Below are 24,546 nucleotides of genomic sequence, written 5' to 3' on the forward strand. Positions count from 1 at the left end.
TTTTGTTTTTTGAAAATTGTACGAACAACCCAAAGGGGGGCACAGGCACGTAAACCATAGCGCGGGAGAACCCTGAAGCCCTTGTGTGCCAAGGGAATCCCGGCGCTGGGGGGCAGTTGCGCAACCAGTTGCAAGGTCTTCTACAATGTCGAATGTCTGAATTTTTGCTGCGGCGCATGACGGCCGCTGACTTGCCCGGCGTGCTCCGCGTTCAAGCGGAGTGCTATCGCAGTGATCTTCTCGAAGGCACAGAGGCCTTCGCCAGCCGGCTCGCGCTATCGCCGGCCACGTGCTGGGTCGCCACGTCCTGGGATGATCGAGCGGCGCTGGCCGCGTACCTGTTCACCCATTCCTGGCCGCAAGGCAGCCTGCCGCCGCTCAATGGCGTACTGCTGCAATCCGCGCACGATGTCACCGATACGGCGACGCTTACCTGGTTTGTCCATGACATGGCTGTGGCGCCAGCCGGACGCGGTGGCGGGCTTGCGATGCGGCTCTACGAAGCTGCGCTGCAGTCCGCGCTCGATGGCGGTCTGCGGCACTCCCGGTTGATTGCCGTGCAATCGGCAGCGCCGTGGTGGCGCCGGGTTGGGTACGTGCCAGTGGTTGCGCAAGCGGGCTCCGCATATGTGGAAAAGCTGGCCGATTATGGGCCGGGCGCGATGATGATGGAGCGTGTGCTCGCTGCCTGAGCGTCTTATCGAGGCAAAAAAACGCCGGGATTCACCCGGCGTCTTTCCTGAAACAGCTTTCCAGCTGTTAACGCGGCAGTTCCGTATGCCCCATCAGGAACGCGTCTACCGAACGCGCAGCCTGGCGGCCTTCCCGAATCGCCCACACCACCAGCGACTGGCCACGGCGCACGTCGCCAGCGGCGAACACCTTCGGCACATTGGTGTGGTACGCACGCTCGCCTTCCGTGGCAGCCTTCGCGTTCTTGCGCGCATCGGTGTCAACACCGAATGCGTCCAGCATCGAACCCACCGGATTGGTAAAGCCCATCGCCAGCAGCACGAGGTCGGCCGGCAGAATGAACTCGCTGCCCGGCACTTCCTGCATCTTGCCGTCCTTCCACTCGACGCGGCAGGCCTTCAGCGCGGTGACCTTGCCGTTTTCGCCGATGAATTCCTTGGTGGCGACGGACCAGTCGCGATCGCAACCTTCTTCATGCGACGACGAGGTGCGCAGCTTGATCGGCCAGTACGGCCACACCAGCGGCTTGTCCTCTTCTTCCGGCGGCTGCGGCAGCAGTTCGAACTGGTTCACCGAGGTCGCGCCATGGCGGTTCGAGGTACCGACGCAGTCGGAACCCGTATCGCCACCGCCGATCACGATCACGTTCTTGCCTTCGGCACGGATCTCGTTCTCGCCGTCGCCGGCCACTTCCTTGTTCTGCGGAATCAGGAATTCCAGCGCGAAGTGGATGCCATCCAGGTCACGGCCCGGCACCGGCAGGTCGCGCGGCACTTCCGAACCGCCGGCCAGCACGACAGCGTCGAACTGGTCCATCAGATCCTTGGCGGAGATGGTTTCACGCGCATAGTTCTTGATGCCGGCCGGCAGCGCGCCGTCGGTCACCATCACGCCTGCGCGGAAAGTCACGCCTTCGGCCTGCATCTGCTCGATGCGGCGGTCGATCAGCGTCTTCTCCATCTTGAAGTCGGGGATGCCGTAGCGCAGCAGGCCGCCGATGCGATCGTTCTTTTCGAACACGGTCACGTCATGGCCGGCGCGTGCCAGTTGCTGCGCGGCCGCCATGCCGGCGGGGCCCGAGCCGACCACGGCGACGGTCTTGCCGGTCTTGTGCTTCGGCGGCTGCGGTGCGACCCAGCCTTCTTCCCAGGCCTTGTCGATGATCGCGTGCTCGATCGACTTGATGCCGACCGGCAGCTCATTGATGCCGAGCGTGCAGGCAGCTTCGCACGGTGCCGGGCAGATGCGGCCCGTGAACTCGGGGAAGTTGTTGGTCTGGTGCAGCACTTCGATCGCCGACTTCCAGTCCTGGCGGTACACCAGGTCATTGAAGTCGGGAATGATGTTGTTGACCGGACAGCCGTTGTTGCAGAACGGGATGCCGCAGTCCATGCAGCGCGCACCCTGGATCTTCGCCTCGCTGTCGGACAGCGCAAACACGAATTCCTTGTAGTGCTTCACGCGCTTGACTACCGCTTCGTAGCCTTCGTTCTGGCGCGGAAATTCGAGAAAGCCAGTCGCCTTACCCATGTTGCGTCCTTGATCTTGCTAGGCAAGACCGGCGTGGCCGGCCTTGCTGTGAGGTCAGTATCTTGTCGGGATCGTCGCCGGTGTTACCGTTGGGGCGATCCCTGTCTCGTGGTGCCGCGGATCAGGCGGCGATGGCTTCGCGGTCGCTATCGCGGGCAGCCTGTTCCTTGGCGTACATCTCGCCCAGCGCGCGCTTGTACTCGGTCGGGAAGACCTTGACGAACTTGCGGCGTGCCGTGGTCCAGTCAGCCAGCAGCGCCTTGGCGCGCTCGGAGCCGGTGTAGCGGAAGTGCTGCTCGATCAGGTTGCGCAGCACGACTTCGTCGAGCTGGCGCTTGCCGTTGACCTTGTGCCACGAAGCCGGGCTCTGGCCCTTCTCCTGGTCGGCCGAGGCCAGCACGGCTTCCAGCGCGACCATCGACGTGTTGCAGCGCTTGTCGAACAGGCCGTCCTCGTCGTAGACGTAGGCCACGCCGCCCGACATGCCGGCCGCGAAGTTACGGCCTGTGCCGCCCAGCACCACCACGGTACCGCCGGTCATGTACTCGCAACCGTGGTCGCCGGTGCCTTCCACCACAGCCACCGCGCCCGAGTTACGCACCGCGAAGCGCTCGCCGGCCACGCCGTTGAAGAACGCTTCACCGGCGATGGCACCGTACAGCACGGTGTTGCCGACGATGATGTTGCGGGTCGGATCACCGCGGAACTCATGCGGGGCACGAACGATCACGCGGCCGCCCGACAGGCCCTTGCCGACGTAGTCGTTGCCATCGCCGACCAGGTCCAGAGTGATGCCGTGCGCCAGGAACGCGCCGAACGACTGGCCGGCCGTGCCTTGCAGCTGGATGTGGATGGTGTCATCCGGCAGGCCTTCGTGGCCGTACTGCTTGGCCACCACGCCAGACAACATCGCGCCGACGGTACGGTTCACGTTCTTGACCGGCTGGATGAACGACACGCGTTCGCCCTTCTCGATCGCCGGACGGGCCTTGGCGATCAGCACGTGGTCCAGCGCCTTGCCAGCCTCGACCGACAGGCCGTGGTCTTGCACGTCGGTGTGGAACAGCGGCGTGTCCGCCGGCAGCGACACCTGGTGGAAGATGCGGCTGAAGTCCAGGCCACGCGCCTTCCAGTGTTCGATGCCAGCCTTCGTGTCGAGCAGGTCGGCGCGGCCGATCAGTTCGTCGAAAGTGCGGATGCCCAGCTGGGCCATGATCTCGCGGGCTTCTTCTGCGACGAAGAAGAAGAAGTTCACCACGTGTTCCGGCTTGCCCTGGAATTTCTTGCGCAGTTGCGGATCCTGCGTGGCCACGCCCACCGGGCAGGTGTTCAGGTGGCACTTGCGCATCATGATGCAGCCCTCGGCAACCAGCGGTGCCGTGGCGAAGCCGAACTCGTCAGCGCCGAGCAGCGCACCGATCACGACGTCGCGGCCGGTCTTCATCTGGCCGTCGGCCTGCACGCGGATGCGGTTGCGCAGGCCATTGAGCAGCAGCGTCTGCTGCGTCTCGGCCAGGCCCAGTTCCCACGGCGAGCCGGCGTGCTTGATCGACGACCACGGCGAAGCGCCTGTGCCGCCGTCATGGCCAGCGATCACGACGTGGTCGGCCTTGGCCTTCGACACACCGGCAGCCACCGTGCCGACGCCTACTTCGGACACCAGCTTGACCGAGATATCTGACGACGGGTTGACGTTCTTCAGGTCGTGGATCAGCTGTGCCAGATCCTCGATCGAGTAGATGTCGTGGTGCGGAGGCGGCGAGATCAGGCCAACGCCCGGCACCGAGTAACGCAGCTTGCCGATGTAGTCCGAGACCTTATGGCCCGGCAGTTGGCCGCCTTCGCCCGGCTTGGCGCCCTGCGCCATCTTGATCTGAATCTGGTCGGCGGAGGCCAGGTACTCGGCGGTTACGCCAAAACGGCCCGATGCCACCTGCTTGATCTTCGAGCGCAGCGAGTCGCCCTCCTTCAGCGGCAGGTCGGCTTCGATCACATCGCCCAGCAGGCTCTTCAGGCTGTCGCCCTGCTTGATGGGGATACCGCGCAGTTCGTTGCGGTAGCGCTTCTCGTCCTCGCCGCCTTCGCCGGTGTTCGACTTGCCGCCGATGCGGTTCATCGCCACTGCCAGCGTGGCATGGGCTTCGGTCGAGATCGAGCCGAGCGACATCGCGCCCGTCGCGAAGCGACGCACGATTTCCTTGGCGGGCTCGACTTCTTCCAGCGGAATCGCCTTGGCCGGATCGACCTTGAACTCGAACAGACCACGCAGCGTCATGTGGCGCTTGCTCTGGTCGTTGATGATGTTCGCGTATTCCTTGTACGTCTGGTACGAACCCTTGGCGTCTTCGGCACGCACCGAGTGCTGCAGCTTGGCGATCGAGTCCGGGGTCCACATATGCTCTTCGCCGCGGATACGGTACGCGTATTCGCCGCCGCTATCGAGCATGTTGTCCAGCACCGGGCTGTTGCCGAATGCGTCCTTGTGCAGGCGCAGCGCTTCCTCGGCCACCTCGAAGATGCCGATGCCTTCGACATTCGACGGCGTGCCGTGGAAGTACTTCTGCACCAGTTCGCGCGACAGGCCGATCGCTTCGAAGATCTGCGCGCCGGTGTACGACATGTACGTGGAGATGCCCATCTTGGACATCACCTTGAACAGGCCCTTGCCGATCGCCTTGACGAAGTTCTTGACCGCCTTCTCCGGCGACAGGTCGCCCGACAGGCCGGCGGCCATGTCGGCCAGCGTTTCCATCGCCAGGTACGGGTGCACGGCTTCCGCGCCGTAGCCAGCCAGCAGCGCGAAGTGGTGCACTTCACGCGCGGTGCCCGTTTCGACGACCAGGCCGGTGGACGTGCGCAGGCCCTTCTCCACCAGATGGTGGTGAACCGCAGATGTAGCCAGCAGCGCCGGAATCGCAACCTGGTCGGCATCGACGCGGCGGTCGGTCACGATCAGGATGTTGTAGCCCGAACGCACCGCATCCACGGCTTCGGCGCACAGCGAGGCCAGGCGTGCTTCGATGCCTTCCTTGCCCCACGCGGTCGGATAGCAGATGTTCAGTTCGTACGAACGGAACTTGCCGCCGGTGTAATGCTCGATGTTGCGGATCTTGGCGATGTCCTTGAAGTCCAGCACGGGCTGGGACACTTCGAGACGCATCGGCGGGTTGATGTTGTTCAGTTCGAGCAGGTTCGGCTTCGGGCCGATGAACGACACCAGCGACATCACCATGTTCTCGCGGATCGGGTCGATCGGCGGGTTGGTGACCTGGGCGAACAGCTGGCGGAAGTAGTGGTACAGCGTCTTGTTCTTCGACGACAGCACGGCGAGCGGCGAGTCATTGCCCATCGAGCCGGTGGCTTCCTCGCCCGACAGCGCCATCGGCGCCATCAGGAACTTGACGTCTTCCTGCGTGTAGCCGAACGATTGCTGACGGTCCAGCAGCTTGGCCACAGGCTTCTTCTCGGCGGCAACGTCTTCCGGCTTGGCGTCGATCTCGTCCAGCTTGATGCGAACGGCGTCGATCCAGCTCTTGTACGGCTTGGCGTTGGCCAGGTTGTCCTTGAGTTCCTTGTCGTCGATGATGCGGCCCTGTTCCATGTCGATCAGGAACATCTTGCCCGGCTGCAGGCGCCACTTTTCAACGATGCGCGATTCGGGGAACGGCAGCACGCCGGCTTCCGACGCCAGCACGACGATGTCGTCCTCGGTCACGTAGAAACGGGCCGGGCGCAGGCCGTTGCGGTCCAGCGTCGCGCCGATCTGGCGGCCGTCGGTGAAGCAGATCGCGGCCGGGCCGTCCCACGGCTCCATCATGGCAGCGTGGTACTCGTAGAAGGCACGACGGTTGTCGTCCATCAGCGTGTGCTGTTCCCAGGCTTCCGGGATCATCATCATCATCGCGTGGACGAGCGGATAGCCGGCCATCGTCAGCAGTTCGAGGCAGTTGTCGAACGATGCCGTATCGGATTGGCCCGGGTAGATCAGCGGCCACAGCTTCGGCAGGTCGTCGCCGAGCACCGGCGATGAGATCGCGCCGGTACGGGCGTTGATCCAGTTGACGTTGCCCTTGACCGTGTTGATTTCGCCGTTGTGGGCGACCATGCGGTACGGGTGGGCCAGTTCCCAGGCCGGGAAGGTGTTGGTCGAGAAGCGCTGGTGCACCAGGGCCAGGGCCGACACGGCGCGCTGGTCCTGCAGGTCCAGGTAGTACTCGCCGACCTGGTTGGCCAGCAGAAGGCCCTTGTACACAACGGTACGGGCCGACATCGACGGCACGAAGTATTCCTTGCCGTGCTTGAGCTTGAGCGCCTGGATGGCGTGGCTCGCGGTCTTGCGGATCACGTAGAGCTTACGTTCCAGCGCATCCGTGGTCATGATGTCGCGGCCGCGCCCGATGAAGATCTGGCGGATCACCGGCTCGGTCTTGCGGACCGTCGGCGACATCGGCATGTTGCAGTCCACCGGCACGTCGCGCCAGCCCAGCACGACCTGGCCTTCCAGGCGGACGGTGCGCTCGAGCTCCTGCTCGCAGGCCAGGCGCGAAGCGTGTTCCTTCGGCAGGAAGATCATGCCCACGCCGTATTCGCCGGCGGGCGGCAGGCTCACGCCCTGCGCGGCCATTTCTTCGCGATAGAACTGGTCCGGGATCTGGATCAGGATGCCGGCGCCATCGCCCATCAGCGCGTCCGCGCCGACTGCACCCCGGTGGTCCAGGTTCTCGAGGATCTTCAGGCCCTGGCTGATGATCTCGTGCGTCTTCTTGCCCTTGATGTGCGCGACCATGCCGACGCCGCAGGCATCGTGCTCGTTGGTCGGGTCATACAGGCCTTGCGCTTGCGGACGCAGAGCGATGTCAGTGGAAGTTGCGCTGGTCTGCGCCTGGGCCAGTTCCTGGGCCGGATGGTTTTGCGATTGGTCCACGGGCTGAATTCCGGTGAAGGCTGCGCGGGTTGCCGGGCGAACCGAACGGGACCGTACTGCTGCCTGCACGCGCCGGGCACAAATTCGCACCGGCTGGTCCGGTTTGGACCGGCGCATCATCTGCTGACAGGGAAGCTACGGGAGACCGAAGCGGCGTACACGAGCGTGACGCGCCGCACAATGACTGTGGGTGGAGCAACTATATGAGAATCCCACAAAGCCTGCAAAGTTTTTAAATGGGGTCAGAACACATTTAACTTCGCACCGTTTTGAAGATGAACTTAAATGGGGACACATTAAATTGCGGCGTATTGGTGCATCCTTCACATCTCATCTGTCATATGGGACGCCTACGCCACCGATTCGTCCGGTTCGGTGGCCTCCGCCCCCGCTTCCCGCTTGGGGCGGCCTTTCGGCAGCGGCTGCACACGCCGGGTGGCCTGCCGCTCGAGCTGAGAAAGAAAGCCGTCGCCGCCAAGCGGCCATCCGCTGTGGGCGTGTTTGCGCAAGGTCGCGAGCGTGCGGCCTGACAGGCCTTCATTGCTAAGCGTGCGATAGTTGGACTGGCGCTCGAACGGTGTATTGCCCAGCTCCCAGTACGCAGAGTGATCACTTACCAGTGCGCTGGCCTCAATGCCGACATGGTGTCGGTAGCTACTCCACCGGTCGGCCTCGGGCGTTATGACTTCACCGACGCGCATGGCGTTGCCCTCCGCATACAGCATGGCCGGCAGCATCCATTCGGCCGGATCGAACACCGCGGAACGGAAGCGCCCTTCCCACAGCGTTCCCGTGCGGTTTGCCGTACGGTTGAAGTAGCGCGCATAGCGGCGCCCGACAGCCTGCATGGTCAGGCTCAGCGAATCGGCCCCGCGTGGCGTGGCGACCAGATGGATATGGTTGGGCCGCAGCCCATACGCATGAATGGCGAGGTCGTGCTCGCGCGCGGCCATGCGCAGGCTGTCGAGGTAGTGCAGGTAGTCGTCGGGCCCAAGGAAAACGGGCTGCCGGTTGTTGCCGCGTTGCAACACAAGGGCCGGCAAGCCAGCCGGGGAGAAACGGGGAAGTCGTGCCATCGAAGCGCCGCTGGGATCAGGACCGGAGTTGCTCCAGATGATAGCCTGATCCGTCCCCAATTTCTGCGGACACCTTCCGGTGCCCGCCAAGGTACCCTGCCGATCAATTGCCTTCGCTGACCGCGAAAATCCGCCGATGCTCGCGAATCGCATAGCGGTCCGTCATGCCGGCAATGTAATTGGCGATCAGACGCGACTGGTCGCCGCCATGCGCCGCCTGGTACTGAGGCGGCAGCAAACGGGAATCCGACATGAATGCCCCGAACAGGTCCGAGACGATGCGCTGGGCCTTGGACGACATGCGCATCACCAGATAATGCCGGTACAGGTGACGGAACAGGAAACGCTTGAGCGCAGCGGCCTCTTCGTGGATCTGCGGGCTAAACCCGATGAGCGGACCGGCCGCACGCACGGCGTCGATCGAACGTGGATTCGCCGCGGCGATATTGCGGCTCGTGGTCTCGATCAGGTCGACGATCAGCGTATTGATCATGCGCCGCACGGTTTCGTTGATCGCGCGGCGGCCATTGATGCCTGGGAAGGCCTCTGCCACCTCGGCACGATGGCGCCCCCACATGGGAACTTCGTCGAGCTGCTCTAGCGTCAGCAGCCCCGAGCGCAGGCCATCGTCGATATCGTGGTTGTTGTAGGCGATCTCGTCGGCAAGGTTGGCCAGCTGGGCTTCCAGCGATGGCTGCGTGCCCTCCAGGAAGCGCCGGCCCAACTCGCCGAGCGCGGCGGCGTTGACGCGCGAACAGTGCTTGAGGATGCCTTCCCGCGTCTCGAACGTCAGATTCAGCCCGTTGAAGCCGCCATAGCGCTCTTCCAGTTCGTCGACGACCAGCAGGCTCTGCAGGTTGTGCTCGAAGCCGCCGTGGTTCTTCATGCAGGCATTGAGCGCGTCCTGGCCGGCATGGCCGAACGGCGTGTGGCCGAGGTCGTGCGCGAGCGAAATCGCCTCGACCAGATCCTCGTTCAGGCGCAGGTTGCGCGCGATCGAACGAGCGATCTGCGCGACTTCCAGGCTGTGTGTGAGGCGCGTGCGGAACAGGTCGCCTTCATGGTTGACGAAGACCTGGGTCTTGTACTCCAGCCGCCGGAAGGCCGTACTGTGGATGACACGGTCGCGGTCGCGCTGGAACTCCGTGCGCGACGACGACGCGGACTCCGCGTGGACGCGCCCGCGTGTCTGCGCGGAGCGGGCGGCGTAGGGAGCGAGGTGGCTTTCAAGGTCGGTCATGCGGCAATCCGTGGGCTGGGTCAGGGTTGCGAGGCATAACCGATCGTTTACGCGACCGTGGCCTCGGTGGGGGGTTTAAGGACTGCCTGCGCCAGTGTCGCGCGCAGATCGGTATCGGGAACCGTGGTGATGAACGCTTCGCCAAGCTTCTTCAGCAGGATGAACTTGATGCTGCCGGCTTCGGCCTTCTTGTCCACCTTCATCAGTTCGATATAGCGGTCGGTGCCCAGTTCCGGCGCGACGATGGGTAGCATGGCCGCCTGCGTCAGTTGCCGGATGCGCGCACGCGTCTCCGTGTCGATAAAGCCGAGCCGGTGCGACAGGTCCGCCGCCATCACCATGCCGCAGCCCACTGCTTCGCCATGCAGCCATTCGCCGTAGCCCATGCCGGCTTCGATGGCATGGCCGAAGGTATGGCCGAAGTTCAGGATTGCACGCAATCCGCCTTCGCGCTCGTCCTGGGCCACGACACCAGCCTTGATCTCGCACGAGCGCTGTACGGCCAGCGCCATCAGGTCCGGGTCGCAACTGTTCAGCGCGGCGATATTGCGCTCGATCCAGGCGAAGTAATCGGCGTCGGCGATCGCGCCGTGCTTGATGACTTCGGCCATGCCGGCTGCCAGCTCGCGTGCAGGCAGCGTACGCAGCGTGTCGATGTCGGCAATCACCGCGTTGGGCTGGTGGAACGCGCCAATCATGTTCTTGCCGAGCGGGTGATTGATGCCGGTCTTGCCGCCAACCGACGAATCCACCTGCGACAGCAGCGTGGTCGGCACCTGCACGAACGGCACGCCGCGCATGTAGCACGCCGCCGCAAACCCGGTCATGTCGCCCACCACGCCGCCGCCCAGCGCGACCAGCGTGGTCTTGCGATCAGCGCCAGCGGAAAGCAGCGCATCGAAGATCAGGTTCAGCGTTTCCCACTGCTTGAAGGCTTCGCCGTCGGGCAGCGTGACCACGCGCACGGTCTTGCCCAGTTCCTTCAGGCTCGCTTCGACGCGGGCCGCGTAGAGCGGGCCGACGGTTTCATTGGTGACGATAACGGCGTGCTGGCCGCGCACATGCGGGCGCAGCAGCTCGGCGTTGCCGAGCAGGCCGGTACCGATATGGATGGGATAGCTGCGCTCTCCCAGGTCGACTTGTAGCGTGATCATGAATGCGTATCGTTGGCCGGCTGGTCCGACGCGGCGGCGGTGTCGATGCGGAAACCGGCCATTTCCAGCTGCATCAGCACCATATTAGCAAGCTGTGCCACCGAGGGCTTGCCGGTCTCGATGATGAAATCGGCCACCTCGCGGTAAAGCGGGTCGCGCGCGCCATAGAGCGCTTCGAGCTTGCCCTTCGGATCCTCGGTCTGCAGCAGCGGGCGGTTGCGGTCGTGACGGGTGCGCAGCCACAGGTCGTGCGGGCTGGCGCGCAGGTAGACCACAGTGCCGCGTGATTTGAGCAGTTCGCGGTTTTCGGGCCGCAGCACCGCGCCGCCGCCTGTGGCAAGCACAATGCCGCTGCGGCCGGTGAGTTCACGGATCATGGCGGCCTCGCGGTCGCGGAAACCTTCTTCGCCCTCGTGCTCGAAAATCACCGGGATGCGCACGCCGCAGTGCGCTTCCAGCTCGTGGTCGGAATCAAAAAACGGATAGTGCAGGCGCCGCGCGACCGTCCGGCCCACGGTAGTCTTGCCGGCGCCCATCAAGCCGACGAAGAAGAGGTTGGGACGGCCGGTCTCCATGGCCATCGGCAAGGCTGTCACTGGATTGTCGCTCGGGAATGCGGATTCCGGTCCGCCCTCCCCCGTTGGAAACTGCATCATCTTCTTATGTTGGGCCGCAACCAGCAAGTGGCGGATGCGGCATGACCGCGCCGACGGGCCGCCACGGACAAAAAAAGGCCGCATCGGTCGATGCGGCCTTGCAGTCTACTGCATCCAGCCCTCCGGGCGCCAATTGCGCCTCTCCGGGCCGCCGGGCGCGTCATTTCAGCGTAACGCTCTCGTTCAGGACACGCGGCGTCAGGAACACCAGCAGTTCGGTGCGGTTGCGCACCTTCGCGTTGTTCTTGAACAGATAGCCGAGCACAGGGATATCGCCCAGGAACGGCACCTTGTCCACATCCGTGCTTTCCGTTTGCGTATAGATACCGCCGATGACCACTGTGCCGCCATTGTCTACCAGCACCTGGGTCTGCACGTGCTTGGTATCGATGGCGAAGCCCGAGGTCGTCTGGATGCCCACGCTGTCCTTGTTCACATCCACGTCGAGCAGCACATTGCCTTCCGGCGTGATCTGGGGCGTCACTTCCAGCTTCAGGTTGGCCTTGCGGAACTGCACCGAGGTGGCGCCACTGGACGTGGCTGCCTGGTAAGGCAGTTCCGTACCTTGCTCGATCAGCGCCTTGATGTTGTTAGCTGTGACCACGCGCGGGCTGGAAATGATCTTGCCCTTGCCATCCGCTTCCAGCGCCGAGAGTTCGAGCGCCAGGAACCGGGTGGCGGCGCTATTGAAGATGCTGACCGCGATGTTCGCCGGGTTCGTACCGTTGATCGCTCCGGCCGGCAGGCTCAGGAACGGCCCGTTATCGGAATTCGCGCCAGGCAGCACGTTGCTGTACGTGTTGCCGACCCGGGCGTTGTTGTACTGGCCGGCAAAGCCGAGCTTTACGCCGAGGTTACGGCTGAACGTGTCGGTGGCCTCGACGATGCGCGCCTCGATGATCACCTGGCGCACCGGGATGTCGATCTTGTTCAGGAACCCCTGCACCTCTTCCAGCTTGCTGGCGATGTCCGACACGAACAGCTGGTTGGTGCGGGCATCGGCAGTCAGCGAACCGCGCTTGGACAGCATGCGCGAAGCCACGCCGGCCGCGCCGCCGATGCCGACAGCCGGGACCGCCGCGCCTGCGGCACCGCCCGTGGTGATGCCGAGCAGCATCTTGCGCACATCCTCGGCGCGCTGGTAGTTCAGCTGGAACACCTGGCTGCGGATCGGCTCGAGTTCATTGATCTGCTGCTGCGCCTCCAACTCCAGCTTCTCCTTGGTGGCCAGTTCAGCCTTGGGCGCCACCCACAGCACATTGCCATTGCGTCGCGACGCCAGCCCCTTGGCATCCATCACGATCTGCAGCGCCTGGTCCCACGGCACGTCCTTGAGACGCAGCGTGATATTGCCCTGTACGGTGTCGCTCGTAATGATGTTCAGGTTCGTGAAATCGGCAAACACCTGCAGCAGCGAGCGGATGTCGATGTTCTGGAAGTTGAGCGACAGGCGCTCGCCACGGTAACCCGGGCCGCTGATCAGCTTGGCCGGGTCTTCCTTGATCGGCCGTACTTCCACCACGAACTGCGTGTCGGTCTGGTAGGAGCTGTACTCCCAGTTGCCGCGCGGCTCGATGGTCAGGCGGGTATTGCCGCTGGCGTCCGTGGCGCGCATGCCCTGCACCGGCGTGCCGAAGTCGCTCACGTCGAAACGACGGCGCAGGTTCTCGGGCAGCGAGGTGCCCAGGAAATCGACCACCACGTTCTGGCCTTGCTGCGCGATATTGATGCCCGAATCACGCGAGGACAGGTCCACCACCACGCGTCCCGCGCCATCCGTGCCCCGCCGGAAGTCGATGTTGCGCACGGACGCACGTGCCGCGGCGACCGCGGTCGGTGCGGCAGGCGCGGCAAAGGTCGGCGCGGCCGCCCTGGCAGCAGGCGCGACATTGTCGAGCAGCACCAGGAACTGGTTGCCGCGGACCTCGGTCCGGTAAGTCGCCGTGCGCGTCAGGTCGAGCACCACGCGGGTGCGGTCACCGATCTGCATGACACTCGCCCCGCGCAGCAGCTTGCCGGCGTAGTCATACTGAGCGCGGCCGGCGGCAAACCCGGTATCGAAGAAATCGATCGCGATGCGAGCCGGATTCTGCGTTGTGAAGTCCGCCGGCTTCTGCGCCGGCGGCGACTGCAGGTCGATGGTGAACAGGGTCTGCTCGCCCACCACATTGGCGTCGACCGACTTCACCTGGTTGCCCTGTGCGAGCGCCGCCGGGGCGGCCAGCACAAGTGTCATCGTCATTGCGCCTGCAAGCGCTCGGTACCAGCGACCCAGGGTCATGCCGACACCTCCAGCTTCAGGCTGGTCATTTTCTCTTTCCACTCGGATACCCCTTCCCGGACCAATTCGCGCAACACGATCTCCTGATCGGTGATGCGGACCACCCGGCCGTAACTCTGGCCGAGATACTGACCCACCTTGACGTGGTGGATCTTGTTATCAACACGCACGATGCCGAAGGTCTCGCCGTTCTTCTTCATCATGCCGAGCATCTTGAAGTTTTCGAGCGGATAGTCTTCGAGCGGCTCGCGGCGACGCCCGGCTTCGGGCGACTCCGCCAGCATCTTGTTGAGTTCGCCGATCTTGGTCTGCGCGAACGGCTCCGGCGCGCTGCGCCCCGCGTATTCGCGCGGCACATAGGGCTTGGGTTCGGGCAAGGGCGCGGGCGGCTGGGCTTTGGCGTTGCGCGTGGCATCCATCCACTGCCGCAGCGCCTGTTCGTCGCCGGAACCGCACGCGCTCAGCAGTCCGGCAGCCAGCGCGGCGGCAAGCAGGCCCAGACGACGCATGGAAAGGCTCACGGTGCGGCTCATTTGGCACCTCCGGCGGGCCTGGCGGCATTGGCGGCAGCCTTGCGTTGCGCGGCCTGCTCGTCCGGGTCCAGGGTGCGGTAGGCCATCGCCACCGCTTCCATGGTCAGCGCGCCTTCCTTGGTATTGGCGAGCTGCAGGTTCTGCATCGATACGATCCGGGACAGCGCGGCGACGTCGGCGTTGAACTGCGCAACATCGTGATAGCGCCCCGTCACCTTCAGGTTCACCGGGATCTCTGCAAAGTAAGGCTTGAGCACCGCAGCCTGCGGCTTGAACAGCTCAAACTGCAGACCGCGCGCCACGCCGGCGTGGTTGACGTCGGCGAGCAGCGCGTCCATCTCGGTCTTGTTCGGAAGCTGGCGCTCGAGCTGCGCCACCCGCAGCTCCACCTGCTTCTTCTGTTCGCGCAGCGCTTCCAGGTTGGCGACCTGGACGACCTTTGACTGGTAGGCCTGCTTGAGGTTTTCCTGTTCCGCGCGCTGGCGGTCGAGTTCCTCGGTCTTGCCGCTCCAGTAGAACTGCCAGCCGAGCAGCAGCACGACAGCCGCCGCGATGAGCGCGAACACGACGCGCGGCGCCGTGGGCCAAGTCTCGGGCTCGTTCATATTGAGCCCGCGGAACTGGCCTGTCAGGTCCGCCAGGTTGATTTCGGTATTGAGCGCCATGGTCAGGCCTTTCCGTTAGCGGCCGGTGCCTGGGCCGCGCTTGCCGCGCCGTTCTTCTTGTCGGCAGGCGTTTCGGGAGCGCGGTAGGCGAAGCGCATCGAGAAATCGAACAGGCGGCGCTGTTCACGCAGGTTGTTGGTCATGGTCACGGCCTTGGACTCGACCAGTTCGGCCTTGTCGAGCCATGGCACCGCGCCGACATTGCGCAACAGCTCGGAAATGCGCTCGTTGGACTGCGCCACGCCGGCAATCGTGAACGAATCGCCGGTCTGCTTGAGGCTGGTCAGGTAGACGCCTTCCGGCACCTGGCGTACCAGTTCCTCGAGCAGCTGCACCGGCCGGTTGCGTTCGGTCTGCAGGCTCTCCACGGCCTGCTGGCGTTGCAACAGGGCCTCGATGTCCTTCTTGAGTGTGTTGACCTCGCGGATCTGGCCGTCCAGGCGCGCGTTTTCGGCGGTGAGCACCTGGTTCAGCCCCACCACGGATTCGATCTCGTGATCGATATAAAGCCCGCCCAGCAGCACCACCACCGCGCCGGCCGCCGCCGCGCCCCCAAGGATCGCGTAGACGCGCTTGCGTCGGGCGGCCTTGCGGGCTTCGTGGTAGGGCAGGAGGTTGACCGACGGGAGTGTGTTCGTTGACATTCGGATTCCCCCGGGGTGCGTTATTGCAGGCCGCGCAATGCCAGTCCGGCGCTGACGATATACGCCGGCAAGTCACGCTGCAGATACCGTTCGTTGACCTTGCCGTTCGTGACCATGTTGGCGAACGGGTTCGCGAGCGTGGTAGTGATCTGGGTCTGCTGCTGGATCGCCGCCTGCACGCCGAGCAGCGACGCATGCCCGCCCGACAGCAGGATCTCGTCCACGCGCCCCAGGCTGGAACTGGCGATGAAATTGCCGACCGCGGCCTGCACTTCCATGGCCAGCGCTTCGAGCGACGGCTTGAGCAACTGGGTACGCCAGGCTTCGGGCAGCGTGTTCTTGCGCTTCTTGATCTCGGCCTTGAGCGCATCGAGCGTGAACATGCGCGCGGCGCTCTGCGTAAGCTGGTCGCCGTAGCTGTTCAGCGGCTGCTCGTACAGCTCTTTCCAGCCTTGATAGAAGATGGCCTTGGAACGGCTGCCGCCCAGGTGGACGACCGCCACTACGGGCAGCGCGCGCGCATCGGCTTCCGACATCTCGCGCGGCACGCCGAGCATCTGCACGATGGTGCGCTGCACCGCGTATTCCTCGACGTCCATGACCTGCGGGCGCAGCCCGGCCATCTCGGCGGCGGTCACGCGCTCCTGCACGCGATCGCTGTTCGCCGCGGTCACGCGCACGCCGATGCCGCCCTCGGTTTCGCTCGGGCCGATCACGGCGAAGTCGAAATTGACCGTCTGCGACGGCGGATAAAGCCGGTGCGCTTCGGATTCGACCTGGGAATAGAGTTCGTCTTCGGACAGGTTGTCCGGCAAGCTGACAGTCTGTGACTCCGTCAGCATCGACGGCACGCCGAGCACCACGTCCTTCGAGCGGATGCCGGCCTTGCCGAGCGCGCGCTTGAGCGCGATGCCCACAGCTTCGATGTTGATGACGTTGCCGTCGGCAACGGCATTGCGGTCCAGCAATTCGCTGGCACATTTTTCCAGCCGGTAGTCCTGTTTGCTGCCCCCCACGGACAGCTCGACTACCTTGACACTGGACGACCCGATGTCCACGCCGACCGTAGTCCGGCGCAGAAGCCCCGACAAAATGCCCCGTCGCAAGGTGACCCCCCCTGACATTTGAACTCGCCCCCGGCTTGACTGCTCTAATCGGGCGAGCCTTGTTTCTTGGATGAAACGTTTGCTCTTTTATGTTGGTCGATTCTCACAAAAACCGGCAGTGCTGGCAATGTGCCGGTTTGACCACGCTTTTATTTTTCCGGCGACGTTGCCAAAACCCCACGGTCGTCGGGTTCCCTTCCGGGCCCTTTTTCTGCAAGCCCATCCGCGTAAGCCGCCGCGGCCACGACATTACATCTTGTAACAGCGCGGTAGCGTCGGGGCCGCCACTGCACGGGGAGTAGCCGCTATACCGGAAGATATAATCCCCCGCACTCCTGACTAGGTTTTTCCCTTATGGCCACAGCACAACCGAAGCCGTCCCTCCCAGCCCGCCGCTCGCTCTGGGCGCGCATCACGTTCTGGGTAGTGGGGCTGATCGTCGCCGGCATCGTGGCGGTCGCGCTGCTGCTCGGCTACGCGCTGCTCGTGGCCGCGCCAAACCTGCCGTCGCTGGACACCATCACGGACTATCGCCCGAAGATCCCGCTGCGCATCTTCACTGCTGACAATGTCCTGATCGGCGAGTTCGGTGAAGAGCGCCGCAACTTCGTGCCGATCGCGGAGATTCCCGACGTCATGAAGAAGGCGGTGCTGGCGATCGAAGACGACCGCTTCTACGAGCACGGCGGCGTCGACTTCGTCGGCGTGATGCGCGCGGGCCTGGCGAACCTGCGCGGCGGGCTGTCGCAGGGCGCATCCACGATCACCATGCAGGTCGCGCGCAACTTCTTCCTGTCCAGCGAGAAGACCTACACGCGCAAGATCTACGAAATGATGCTCGCGTACAAGATCGAGGCGAACCTGAGCAAGGACCAGATCCTCGAGCTGTACATGAACCAGATCTACCTGGGCCAGCGCGCCTATGGCTTCGATAGTGCCGCGCGCGTCTACTTCGGCAAGTCCGTGCGCGACGTGACGCCGGCCGAAGCGGCCATGCTGGCCGGCCTGCCCAAGGCGCCGTCGGCGTACAACCCGGTGGTGAACCCGCGCCGTGCCAAAGTCCGCCAGGAATACATCCTGCAGCGCATGCGCGACCTGCGCTACATCACGCCGGAACAATACGACGCCGCCCTCCGCGAAGCCCCGAAGGTGCGCAGCGAGGGCAACGAGTTCTCCACGCACGCGGAGTACGTGGCGGAAATCGTGCGCCAGCTGATGTACGCGCAATACCGCGAGGAAACCTACACGCGTGGCCTGACGGTCTACACCACGCTGACCAAGCCTGACCAGGACGCTGCCTACGAGGCCGTGCGCTCGGGCATCATGAACTACGAGCGCAAGCACGGCTATCGCGGCCCGGAAGCGTTCATCGACCTGCCGTCCGACCAGGCCGAACGCGAACAGGCTATCGACGATGCACTCGTCGAACATCCCGGCAGCGACGACCTGCGCTCGGCCGTGGTGACCACCGTGTCGCCACGCCAGGTGAAGGCCACGCTGCTGTCCGGCGAAGTGGCCACGATCGAAGGATCGGCGCTGCGTTTCATTGCCCCGTCGCTGTCGGCCAACGCCCAGCCCAAGACCAAGATCCGCCCCGGCGCGATTATCCGCGTGACGCAGGACGACAAGGGCGACTGGACGGTCACCCAGTTGCCAGAAGTGTCGGCGGCGTTTGTCTCGATCAACCCGCAGGATGGCGAGATCCGCTCGATGGTCGGGGGCTTTGACTTCAACCGCAACAAGTTCAACCACGTGACGCAGGCCTGGCGCCAGCCCGGTTCCAGCTTCAAGCCGTTCATCTACTCGGCAGCGCTGGAAAAAGGCTTCTCGCCGGCCACCGTGATCAATGATGCGCCGCTGACGATCGGCCCGGACACCGGCGGCCAAGTGTGGGAGCCGAAGAACTACGACGGCAAGTTCGAGGGCCCGATGACCATGCGCCGCGCGCTGGCCAAGTCGAAGAACCTGGTCTCGGTGCGCATCCTGCGGGCAATCGGTACGCAGTACGCGCAGGACTACATCACTCGCTTCGGCTTCGAGGCGGAGAAGCACCCCGCCTACCTGCCGATGGCGCTGGGCGCCGGTAGCGTCACGCCGCTGCAGATGGCCGGCGCCTATTCGGTGTTCGCCAACGGCGGCTACCGCATCAACCCGTACCTGATCCAGAAGGTTGTCGATGCGCGCGGCAAGGTGCTTTCCGAAACCCAGCCGCAGCGCGCCGGCAGCGACGCCGTGCGCGTGCTCGACGCACGCACGGCGTTTATCGCCGACACCATGTTGCGCGATGTGGTGCGCATGGGGACGGCCAACCCCGCCAAGCAGCGCCTGGGCCGCAATGACCTGGCCGGCAAGACCGGTACCACCAACGATGCCGTCGATGCGTGGTTCGCGGGCTACACGCCCAACCTGGTTGCGATCGCCTGGATGGGTTACGACCAGCCCAAGAGCCTGGGCGTGCGCGAGACCGGCGGCGGACTGGCCCTGCCGATCTGGGTTGGCTACATGGGCAAGATGCTCAAGGGCGTGCCGGAAAGCCCGGAACGGCCCGCACCGGAAGGCGTGGTCATGGCCGGCGGCGACTGGACCTTCGAAGAGAACGCGAGCGGCGCTGGCGTGGCATCGGTCGGCCTGGGCGACCCGTGGCCGGGCAAGCCGGAAGAAAGCACGCGTCCGCCAGCCGATGTGGAAGCGGAGAAAAAGAAGATCCTGGAAATGTTCGGCGGGGGCTGAACGTCTCACGGACGCCATGCACACGAAAAAGCCGGCCTGCTTGGGCCGGCTTTTTCATTGGTCAGCGCCGGATGGGACGTTGCTCAGCCCAGCTTGAGCGCCGCCTCCGCCTGCTGGCTGACATAGGCCGACAGTGCGGCATACAGCTCATCGCCGCTGCGCGTATCGACCCACCGCTCGCCGTCGCGGCGGAAATGGAAACCGCCCGAGCGCGCCGCTACCCAAAGTTCCTGCATCGGGGCCTGGCTGTTGATGATGATCTTGGAGCCGTTCTCGAACTCCAGCTCCATCACGTTGCCGGTACGGCTGATTTCGATGTCGGCGTCGGCCGCGTCGGCGGCCGCTTCCACCGCGGCTTCGATGCGGTCCAGCTCCTTGCCGGCCAGGGCCAGGAACTCGCTTTCACTCAAGGGGGGCATGCTAAACTCCAAGACCGCCGGCGCCAGTACTCTGTCCGCCTTGCTGCTGCGCATGGGGCACATGCAGTGGCCGGCTTTTATTGTTGAGGATTTCCGGATTCCGGCCGTGCCCTGGAACTCTGGCGGCGGCCGCGTACGACACGCCGGCTGCCGGTCCGACAGCTTTCCCAACCGTATTCAAGGACGACCCGATGCTCCGTCGTGTTGCGATTGTATCGGCGTTTGCCGCCGGCCTTGCGATGCCCCTGCTGGGCGGATGCGGCATTCGCGGGCCGCTGACCATGCCGAAGGTCCCGCCCGAGCCGACCGCGCCGTCCGTGCCCGATCCGGGCCTGGGCCATCCTGACGCCAAGCTGCCCGCGTCGGCAGCACCCACCACGCCTCCGGCCTCTTCCGACGCCCCCACCAGCCGATAACCATGACCGCATTTTTCCATCGCCAGGACGGCGCCCTGATGGCCGAACAGGTGCCGCTGGCGCAGATCGCCGCCGAATTCGGCACGCCGGCCTATGTGTACTCGCGCGCCGCGCTGACCGCCGCGTACCAGGGCTACGCTGCCGCCTGCAAAGGCCGCAAGGCGCAGGTGCAGTACGCCATGAAGGCCAACTCGAACCTGGCGGTACTGCAGGTCTTCGCAAAACTTGGCGCGGGCTTCGACATCGTCTCCGGTGGCGAACTCAAGCGCGTGCTGGCCGCCGGTGGTGATCCGCGCAAGGTGGTGTTTTCCGGCGTCGGCAAGAACGCGGCGGAGATGGAACTCGCGCTCGCCCATGACGTGCGCTGCTTCAACGTCGAATCGATTCCCGAACTGGACCGCCTCAATGCCGTGGCCGGCCAGATCGGCAAGCGCGCGCGCGTGTCGCTGCGCATCAACCCGGACGTCGATGCCAAGACCCACCCATACATCTCGACGGGCCTGAAAGGCAACAAATTCGGCATCGCGTTCGAGGACGTGCTGCCCACGTACCGTGCTGCCGCTGCGCTGCCGAATATCGAAGTCACCGGCATCGACTGCCACATCGGTTCGCAGATCACCGAAGTGGCACCGTATCTGGAAGCGCTCGACAAGGTGCTCGACGTGGTCGAAGCGCTGGAGCGCGAAGGCATCGTACTCGAGCACATCGATGTCGGCGGCGGCCTGGGTATCACCTACACCGACGAGACGCCGCCCGACATCACGGGCTTTGCCACCACGCTGCTTGACCGTGTGGCCGCACGTGGCCATGCGCATCGCGAAGTGCTGTTCGAACCGGGTCGCTCGCTGGTCGGCAATGCCGGCGTGCTGCTGACGCAGGTGGAATTCCTCAAGCCCGGCGCGGCCAAAAACTTCTGCATCGTCGATGCCGCCATGAACGACCTCGCGCGCCCGGCCATGTACGAGGCCTATCACCGTATCGAGCCGGTCAAGGCGAACGGCGGATCGCAGGTCGTCTACGACATCGTCGGTCCGGTGTGCGAATCGGGCGACTGGCTTGGCCGCGACCGCGCGCTGGCCGTGCAGCCGGGCGACCTGCTGGCAGTGATGTCGGCCGGTGCCTACGGCTTCGTGATGAGCTCCAACTACAACACCCGCCCCCGCGCCGCCGAAGTCATGGTCGACGGCGGCAAGGTCCACCTCGTACGCGAACGCGAACTGGTCGAAGACCTGTTCCGCGACGAACGCCTGCTGCAGGACTGATCCACCCGCCAGTCTCCCGGCCGGCCTGCCTCAGCGGGCGGCCGGACGCCAGCGCCACCACAGGCGCAGCCCCAGCAGCAAGAACACCACTGCAGCGTAGATCGACACTTCGCTGAAGTCGTTCTTGCCAGCCTTGTGCCACCAGTAGTGCAGGATGGCCAGCACCGCGATCGCGTACACCGCCTTGTGCAGCGCCTGCCAGCGCTTGCCGCCGAGGCGCCGAACCATGCCGTTGGTCGAAGTCAGCGCCAGCGGGATCATCAGCACAAAGGCAGCGAACCCGACCGTGATGAACGGCCGCTTGACTACATCCTTCAGCATGTAGGCGAAGTCGAAGCCGCGATCTACGCCGATCCATAGCAAGAAGTGCTGAAGGCCGTAGAAGAACGCGAATAGCCCCAGCATGCGGCGCAAGCGCACGAGCCAGTTCCAGCCGGTCAGGCGCCGCAGCGGCGTAACCGCCAGCGTCACGCACAGCATCACCAGCGTCCACGTGCCGGTTGACCGTGTCACGAACTCCAGCGGATTGGCGCCGAACTGGCTCGTTGCTCCCAGGTACAGCAACCGCACAAACGGCAGCATCGCCAGCAGCCAGATGAACACCTTCAGCGTGCGCACCTGCGCCGTGGGCAACGCCGCCAGCCCGCCGGCCCTGCTGCCCGGGACCGCGCCTTGCGCGCGTGTCGAAGTGGGTTGCGAAACCGTCATGTCAGCCCTGCCCATCAGAAAAATTTCCTCAGATCCATGCCCTGGTACAGCGACGCGACCTGCTGGCCGTAGCCATTGAACGGCAGCGTCTTGCGCTTGGGCGCGAACAGCGCGGCAAAGCCGCCGCCACCGCTATCCTCGCCAATGCGCCGCTCGGTTGCCTGGCTCCAGCGCGGATGGTCCACATCCGGGTTCACGTTCGAGTAGAAGCCGTATTCCTGCGGCGCGGCCAGATTCCAGCTCGTCGGCGGCTGCTTGTCGACGAAGCGGATCTTCACGATCGACTTCGCGCTCTTGAAGCCGTATTTCCATGGCAGCACCATGCGCACCGGCGCGCCGTTCTGGTTCGGCAGCACCTCGCCATAAAGACCAAAGGTCAGCAGAGCAAGCGGGTGCATCGCCTCGTCCATGCGCAGGCCTTCGCTGTAGGGCCAGTCCAGCACCGAGCTGCTGATGCCGGGCATCTGCTTCTTGTCGGCGAGCGTGATGAATTGCACGTACTTCGCGCCCGGCTGCGGCTCCACGCGGCGAATCAGCTCAGCCAGCGGATAGCCAAGCCACGGGATCACCATCGACCAGCCTTCCACGCAGCGCAGGCGGTACACGCGCTCTTCCATCGGCGCGAGCTTGAGCAGCTCGTCCAGGTCATAGACCTTGGGCTTTTTCACCAGGCCTTCCACCGCCACCTGCCACGGACGCGGCTGCAGCGTGCCGGCATTGCGCGCCGGGTCGGACTTGTCGGTACCAAATTCGTAGAAGTTGTTGTAGGTGGTGACATCCTCGTAGGGCGTACGCTTTTCTGTCACCACGAAAGCGCTGTTGGGCGTGGCCGCCAGCTTTGCCCCATGACGGCCCTGGGCGCGGGCCTCGCGCGCAAGCCACGGACTCAGCGCAGCACCGGCGGTGCCGGCCGCGGCGAGCGCCAGCAAGCGCCGGCGCGTGGCGAACACATGGCGCGGCGTGATCTCGGAGGCGGCGATGTCATCACCGCGCAACCACTTCGGGGAGGGAATCAGCATGGTTGTTCCTTGGTACTTCGAACGGCCCGGGAGTTGGACTTCCCGTTGGTCGGATGGTGCTGGCCATTCCTGACAGCTTTTTTTCGCAGGAGGCGGCCGATGCGCCTAGCCGCCCTGGCCTTGGTATTGCTGGTACACGGACTGCGCCAGTGTCAGCAGGCGCGCACGATCCACCTGCCCGGCCAGCGCGAACCCGAGACTGCGGTCGATCCAGTAAAACGCCATCGCCCCTGCTCCCGGCCGGCCGGGAGCAGGCTGCGGCATGCGCTCGAGCCGGAAGCCCGTATCGGGCGTGCCTTGCGCCATGCGGCGCAGCTGCAGCGACAGGCGCGTACCGTCGTCGGCTTCATACATGAGGATCGCGGACGGCCCGCCTTCGGCCACGCCAAGGCGGCCTCCGATCAGGTGGAAGCCCTGTGGGCGCAGGTCGGGCACCTGCAATGGCGCACCGAGCCGCTTGGACAGCCACGCAATCAGATGGGCTTCGTCGGTGGCCGGCACTTCCACGGGATGCCGCACTTCGGGCGCATAGACCGCGTGGGAGACCAACGCTTCGCGCGCAAAGCGCTCGCCCGGCGCCATGGCAATGACAGGGCCGTCCGCCATGCGTCCATGCGCGATCCAGCCAATCGTGCCGCCCACGGCCAGCGAGGCGACCGACGCACAGGCCGCGATCCATCCGGTACGCCAGCCGCGCGCCCTGCCGTCGTGCCGGGGCGAGCCGCCACGCAGCGGCTCGGGCAGCGCGGCAAGCGGCACCGGTTCGTTGAGCACGCCATCGAGTGCGCCATGCAACGCGTCCGCCTGCCTGCGCCATTCGGCCACGCGCGCCGCCACTTCCGGCTGCTCGGCCAGGTATGCCTCCACGACTGCGCGGCGGCGGCCGCTTAGCTGGCCGTCGGCGTAGGCATGCAGGTCGGCTTCGTGGATCGGGGACATCATTTCACTCGCTGCAGCGTCGTGGCCGGCTCGGTGGCCTGTGCGCCATGTTGTGGCTTCACTGTGCCGTCGAGCAGGGTGCGCATGTGTTCGCGCGCTCGCGCCAGGCGGGACATCACGGTGCCAACCGGAACATTGAGCACGTGTGCGGCCTCCGCGTACGTGAACTGTTCCAGGCTGACCAGCAGCAGCACCGCGCGCTGGGCTTCGGGCAAGGCGGTCAGCGCCTGCAGCAGATCGCGCCGCAGCCCGGGATCCGTGGCCGGGGCGCTGACCTCCGGCAGAGTTTCCATGGCGACGACCAGGTCCTTCCGGCGCACGGCATTCAGGCGCAGGCGGTGCATCAGCGTGAGCAGCCACGGCAGCAGGCCGTCGGCGCCATCGCCCCACCATGCGCCCGGACGCAGGCGAAAGCGCCAGCGGTAGCGCAGCGCGCGCTCCAGGGTGTCCTGGACCAGGTCATCGGCCTGCGCCGCGTCGCTGGTCAGGCCACGCGCGTGGCGCCGCAGGCGCGGCGCCAGCGCGATCAGCTGGCCTTCAAACCCGTCCAT

At 64.9% G+C, this 24,546-nt stretch carries 20 protein-coding genes; 4 read left to right on the plus strand and 16 right to left on the minus strand.

Translation table 11 applies throughout. The annotated features are described in order from the left end of the window. Nucleotides 1–152 precede the first annotated feature (152 nt). The gene (locus tag ACIGJG_RS16040) at nt 153–692 is read left to right on the plus strand and encodes a GNAT family N-acetyltransferase (RefSeq protein ID WP_011299267.1); all 540 of its coding nucleotides are present in this window, start codon (nt 153–155) and stop codon (nt 690–692) included. A gap of 67 nt (nt 693–759) precedes the next feature. Here the strand turns inward: ACIGJG_RS16040 and ACIGJG_RS16045 are convergent, their stop codons facing one another. From ACIGJG_RS16045 to pilM, 11 genes are all read right to left on the minus strand, one after another. Beyond that, entirely contained in the window at nt 760–2,223 is a 1,464-nt protein-coding gene (locus ACIGJG_RS16045) for a glutamate synthase subunit beta (RefSeq protein ID WP_011299268.1), read from the minus strand. Nucleotides 2,224–2,344: 121 nt separating this feature from the next. Next, nucleotides 2,345–7,147 carry a glutamate synthase-related protein gene (locus ACIGJG_RS16050; RefSeq protein WP_011299269.1) on the minus strand — a complete coding sequence of 1,601 codons (4,803 nt, stop codon included), beginning with the start codon at nt 7,145–7,147 and terminating at the stop codon, nt 2,345–2,347. Nucleotides 7,148–7,497: 350 nt separating this feature from the next. Next, nucleotides 7,498–8,223, minus strand: coding sequence for a transposase (locus ACIGJG_RS16055; RefSeq protein WP_483672540.1), 726 nt, complete (start codon nt 8,221–8,223; stop codon nt 7,498–7,500). A gap of 103 nt (nt 8,224–8,326) precedes the next feature. After that, complete coding sequence (locus ACIGJG_RS16060; RefSeq protein WP_011299271.1) at nt 8,327–9,463, minus strand: deoxyguanosinetriphosphate triphosphohydrolase; 1,137 nt, start codon at nt 9,461–9,463, stop codon at nt 8,327–8,329. 47 nt (nt 9,464–9,510) lie between these two features. Next, complete coding sequence (aroB, locus tag ACIGJG_RS16065; RefSeq protein WP_011299272.1) at nt 9,511–10,617, minus strand: 3-dehydroquinate synthase; 1,107 nt, start codon at nt 10,615–10,617, stop codon at nt 9,511–9,513. Next, entirely contained in the window at nt 10,614–11,192 is a 579-nt protein-coding gene (locus ACIGJG_RS16070; RefSeq protein WP_011299273.1) for a shikimate kinase, read from the minus strand. Before ACIGJG_RS16070 ends, aroB begins: the two co-directional genes overlap by 4 nt. 241 nt (nt 11,193–11,433) lie before the next feature. Continuing rightward, a complete protein-coding gene (locus tag ACIGJG_RS16075) occupies nt 11,434–13,554 on the minus strand; it encodes a type IV pilus secretin PilQ (protein ID WP_011299274.1) in 2,121 nt (706 codons plus the stop codon). Beyond that, nucleotides 13,551–14,087 (minus strand): pilus assembly protein PilP, encoded by a 537-nt coding sequence (locus ACIGJG_RS16080; RefSeq protein WP_011299275.1) that lies wholly within the window; start codon nt 14,085–14,087, stop codon nt 13,551–13,553. Before ACIGJG_RS16080 ends, ACIGJG_RS16075 begins: the two co-directional genes overlap by 4 nt. After that, nucleotides 14,084–14,752 carry a type IV pilus inner membrane component PilO gene (locus ACIGJG_RS16085; RefSeq protein WP_011299276.1) on the minus strand — a complete coding sequence of 223 codons (669 nt, stop codon included), beginning with the start codon at nt 14,750–14,752 and terminating at the stop codon, nt 14,084–14,086. The genes ACIGJG_RS16080 and ACIGJG_RS16085 overlap by 4 nt, the downstream gene beginning before the upstream one ends. Before the next feature lie 2 nt (nt 14,753–14,754). Beyond that, nucleotides 14,755–15,396, minus strand: a complete 642-nt coding sequence (locus ACIGJG_RS16090; RefSeq protein ID WP_011299277.1) for a PilN domain-containing protein — start codon at nt 15,394–15,396, stop codon at nt 14,755–14,757. Nucleotides 15,397–15,416: 20 nt separating this feature from the next. After that, complete coding sequence (gene pilM / locus ACIGJG_RS16095) at nt 15,417–16,520, minus strand: type IV pilus assembly protein PilM (RefSeq protein WP_011299278.1); 1,104 nt, start codon at nt 16,518–16,520, stop codon at nt 15,417–15,419. 336 nt (nt 16,521–16,856) lie between these two features. On the opposite strand from pilM, the gene ACIGJG_RS16100 reads away from it, so the two are divergent. Beyond that, nucleotides 16,857–19,232, plus strand: a complete 2,376-nt coding sequence (locus tag ACIGJG_RS16100; protein WP_011299279.1) for a penicillin-binding protein 1A — start codon at nt 16,857–16,859, stop codon at nt 19,230–19,232. An 83-nt stretch (nt 19,233–19,315) separates the two neighbouring features. Here the strand turns inward: ACIGJG_RS16100 and cyaY are convergent, their stop codons facing one another. Further along, the gene (gene cyaY / locus ACIGJG_RS16105; protein ID WP_011299280.1) at nt 19,316–19,651 is read right to left on the minus strand and encodes an iron donor protein CyaY; all 336 of its coding nucleotides are present in this window, start codon (nt 19,649–19,651) and stop codon (nt 19,316–19,318) included. A gap of 191 nt (nt 19,652–19,842) precedes the next feature. Between cyaY and ACIGJG_RS16110 the strand changes: the two genes are divergently transcribed. Both ACIGJG_RS16110 and lysA read left to right on the plus strand, forming a co-directional pair. Then, nucleotides 19,843–20,067, plus strand: coding sequence for a hypothetical protein (locus ACIGJG_RS16110; RefSeq protein WP_041679727.1), 225 nt, complete (start codon nt 19,843–19,845; stop codon nt 20,065–20,067). A gap of 2 nt (nt 20,068–20,069) precedes the next feature. Beyond that, nucleotides 20,070–21,329: a diaminopimelate decarboxylase gene (lysA, locus tag ACIGJG_RS16115; protein ID WP_011299282.1), complete on the plus strand. Its 1,260-nt coding sequence runs from the start codon at nt 20,070–20,072 to the stop codon at nt 21,327–21,329. 30 nt (nt 21,330–21,359) lie between these two features. Here lysA and msrQ read toward each other — a convergent pair whose 3' ends face one another. The 4 genes from msrQ to ACIGJG_RS16135 form a co-directional block, all read right to left on the minus strand. Continuing rightward, nucleotides 21,360–22,037, minus strand: a complete 678-nt coding sequence (msrQ, locus tag ACIGJG_RS16120) for a protein-methionine-sulfoxide reductase heme-binding subunit MsrQ (protein ID WP_140950920.1) — start codon at nt 22,035–22,037, stop codon at nt 21,360–21,362. A 14-nt stretch (nt 22,038–22,051) separates the two neighbouring features. Beyond that, nucleotides 22,052–23,056 carry a protein-methionine-sulfoxide reductase catalytic subunit MsrP gene (gene msrP / locus ACIGJG_RS16125; protein ID WP_011299284.1) on the minus strand — a complete coding sequence of 335 codons (1,005 nt, stop codon included), beginning with the start codon at nt 23,054–23,056 and terminating at the stop codon, nt 22,052–22,054. Nucleotides 23,057–23,161: 105 nt separating this feature from the next. Beyond that, on the minus strand, nt 23,162–23,998 hold the full coding sequence (locus tag ACIGJG_RS16130) for an anti-sigma factor family protein (protein ID WP_041679728.1): 837 nt from the start codon (nt 23,996–23,998) through the stop codon (nt 23,162–23,164). Next, a complete protein-coding gene (locus ACIGJG_RS16135; RefSeq protein ID WP_011299286.1) occupies nt 23,995–24,546 on the minus strand; it encodes an RNA polymerase sigma factor in 552 nt (183 codons plus the stop codon). The genes ACIGJG_RS16130 and ACIGJG_RS16135 overlap by 4 nt, the downstream gene beginning before the upstream one ends.

The sequence above is a fragment of the Cupriavidus sp. C1SS-2L genome (assembly GCF_057073735.1).

What these genes read in the sequence shown, in the direction of transcription:
- ACIGJG_RS16040 (WP_011299267.1), top strand. Translation starts at nt 153, where the DNA reads ATGTCTGAATTTTTGCTGCGGCGCATGACGGCCGCTGACTTGCCCGGC.
- ACIGJG_RS16045 (WP_011299268.1), bottom strand. Translation starts at nt 2,223, where the DNA reads ATGGGTAAGGCGACTGGCTTTCTCGAATTTCCGCGCCAGAACGAAGGC.
- ACIGJG_RS16055 (WP_483672540.1), bottom strand. Translation starts at nt 8,223, where the DNA reads ATGGCACGACTTCCCCGTTTCTCCCCGGCTGGCTTGCCGGCCCTTGTG.
- ACIGJG_RS16060 (WP_011299271.1), bottom strand. Translation starts at nt 9,463, where the DNA reads ATGACCGACCTTGAAAGCCACCTCGCTCCCTACGCCGCCCGCTCCGCG.
- aroB (WP_011299272.1), bottom strand. Translation starts at nt 10,617, where the DNA reads ATGATCACGCTACAAGTCGACCTGGGAGAGCGCAGCTATCCCATCCAT.
- ACIGJG_RS16070 (WP_011299273.1), bottom strand. Translation starts at nt 11,192, where the DNA reads ATGGAGACCGGCCGTCCCAACCTCTTCTTCGTCGGCTTGATGGGCGCC.
- ACIGJG_RS16075 (WP_011299274.1), bottom strand. Translation starts at nt 13,554, where the DNA reads ATGACCCTGGGTCGCTGGTACCGAGCGCTTGCAGGCGCAATGACGATG.
- ACIGJG_RS16080 (WP_011299275.1), bottom strand. Translation starts at nt 14,087, where the DNA reads ATGAGCCGCACCGTGAGCCTTTCCATGCGTCGTCTGGGCCTGCTTGCC.
- ACIGJG_RS16085 (WP_011299276.1), bottom strand. Translation starts at nt 14,752, where the DNA reads ATGGCGCTCAATACCGAAATCAACCTGGCGGACCTGACAGGCCAGTTC.
- ACIGJG_RS16090 (WP_011299277.1), bottom strand. Translation starts at nt 15,396, where the DNA reads ATGTCAACGAACACACTCCCGTCGGTCAACCTCCTGCCCTACCACGAA.
- pilM (WP_011299278.1), bottom strand. Translation starts at nt 16,520, where the DNA reads ATGTCAGGGGGGGTCACCTTGCGACGGGGCATTTTGTCGGGGCTTCTG.
- ACIGJG_RS16100 (WP_011299279.1), top strand. Translation starts at nt 16,857, where the DNA reads ATGGCCACAGCACAACCGAAGCCGTCCCTCCCAGCCCGCCGCTCGCTC.
- cyaY (WP_011299280.1), bottom strand. Translation starts at nt 19,651, where the DNA reads ATGCCCCCCTTGAGTGAAAGCGAGTTCCTGGCCCTGGCCGGCAAGGAG.
- ACIGJG_RS16110 (WP_041679727.1), top strand. Translation starts at nt 19,843, where the DNA reads ATGCTCCGTCGTGTTGCGATTGTATCGGCGTTTGCCGCCGGCCTTGCG.
- lysA (WP_011299282.1), top strand. Translation starts at nt 20,070, where the DNA reads ATGACCGCATTTTTCCATCGCCAGGACGGCGCCCTGATGGCCGAACAG.
- msrQ (WP_140950920.1), bottom strand. Translation starts at nt 22,037, where the DNA reads ATGACGGTTTCGCAACCCACTTCGACACGCGCGCAAGGCGCGGTCCCG.
- msrP (WP_011299284.1), bottom strand. Translation starts at nt 23,056, where the DNA reads ATGCTGATTCCCTCCCCGAAGTGGTTGCGCGGTGATGACATCGCCGCC.
- ACIGJG_RS16130 (WP_041679728.1), bottom strand. Translation starts at nt 23,998, where the DNA reads ATGATGTCCCCGATCCACGAAGCCGACCTGCATGCCTACGCCGACGGC.
- ACIGJG_RS16135 (WP_011299286.1), bottom strand. Translation starts at nt 24,546, where the DNA reads ATGGACGGGTTTGAAGGCCAGCTGATCGCGCTGGCGCCGCGCCTGCGG.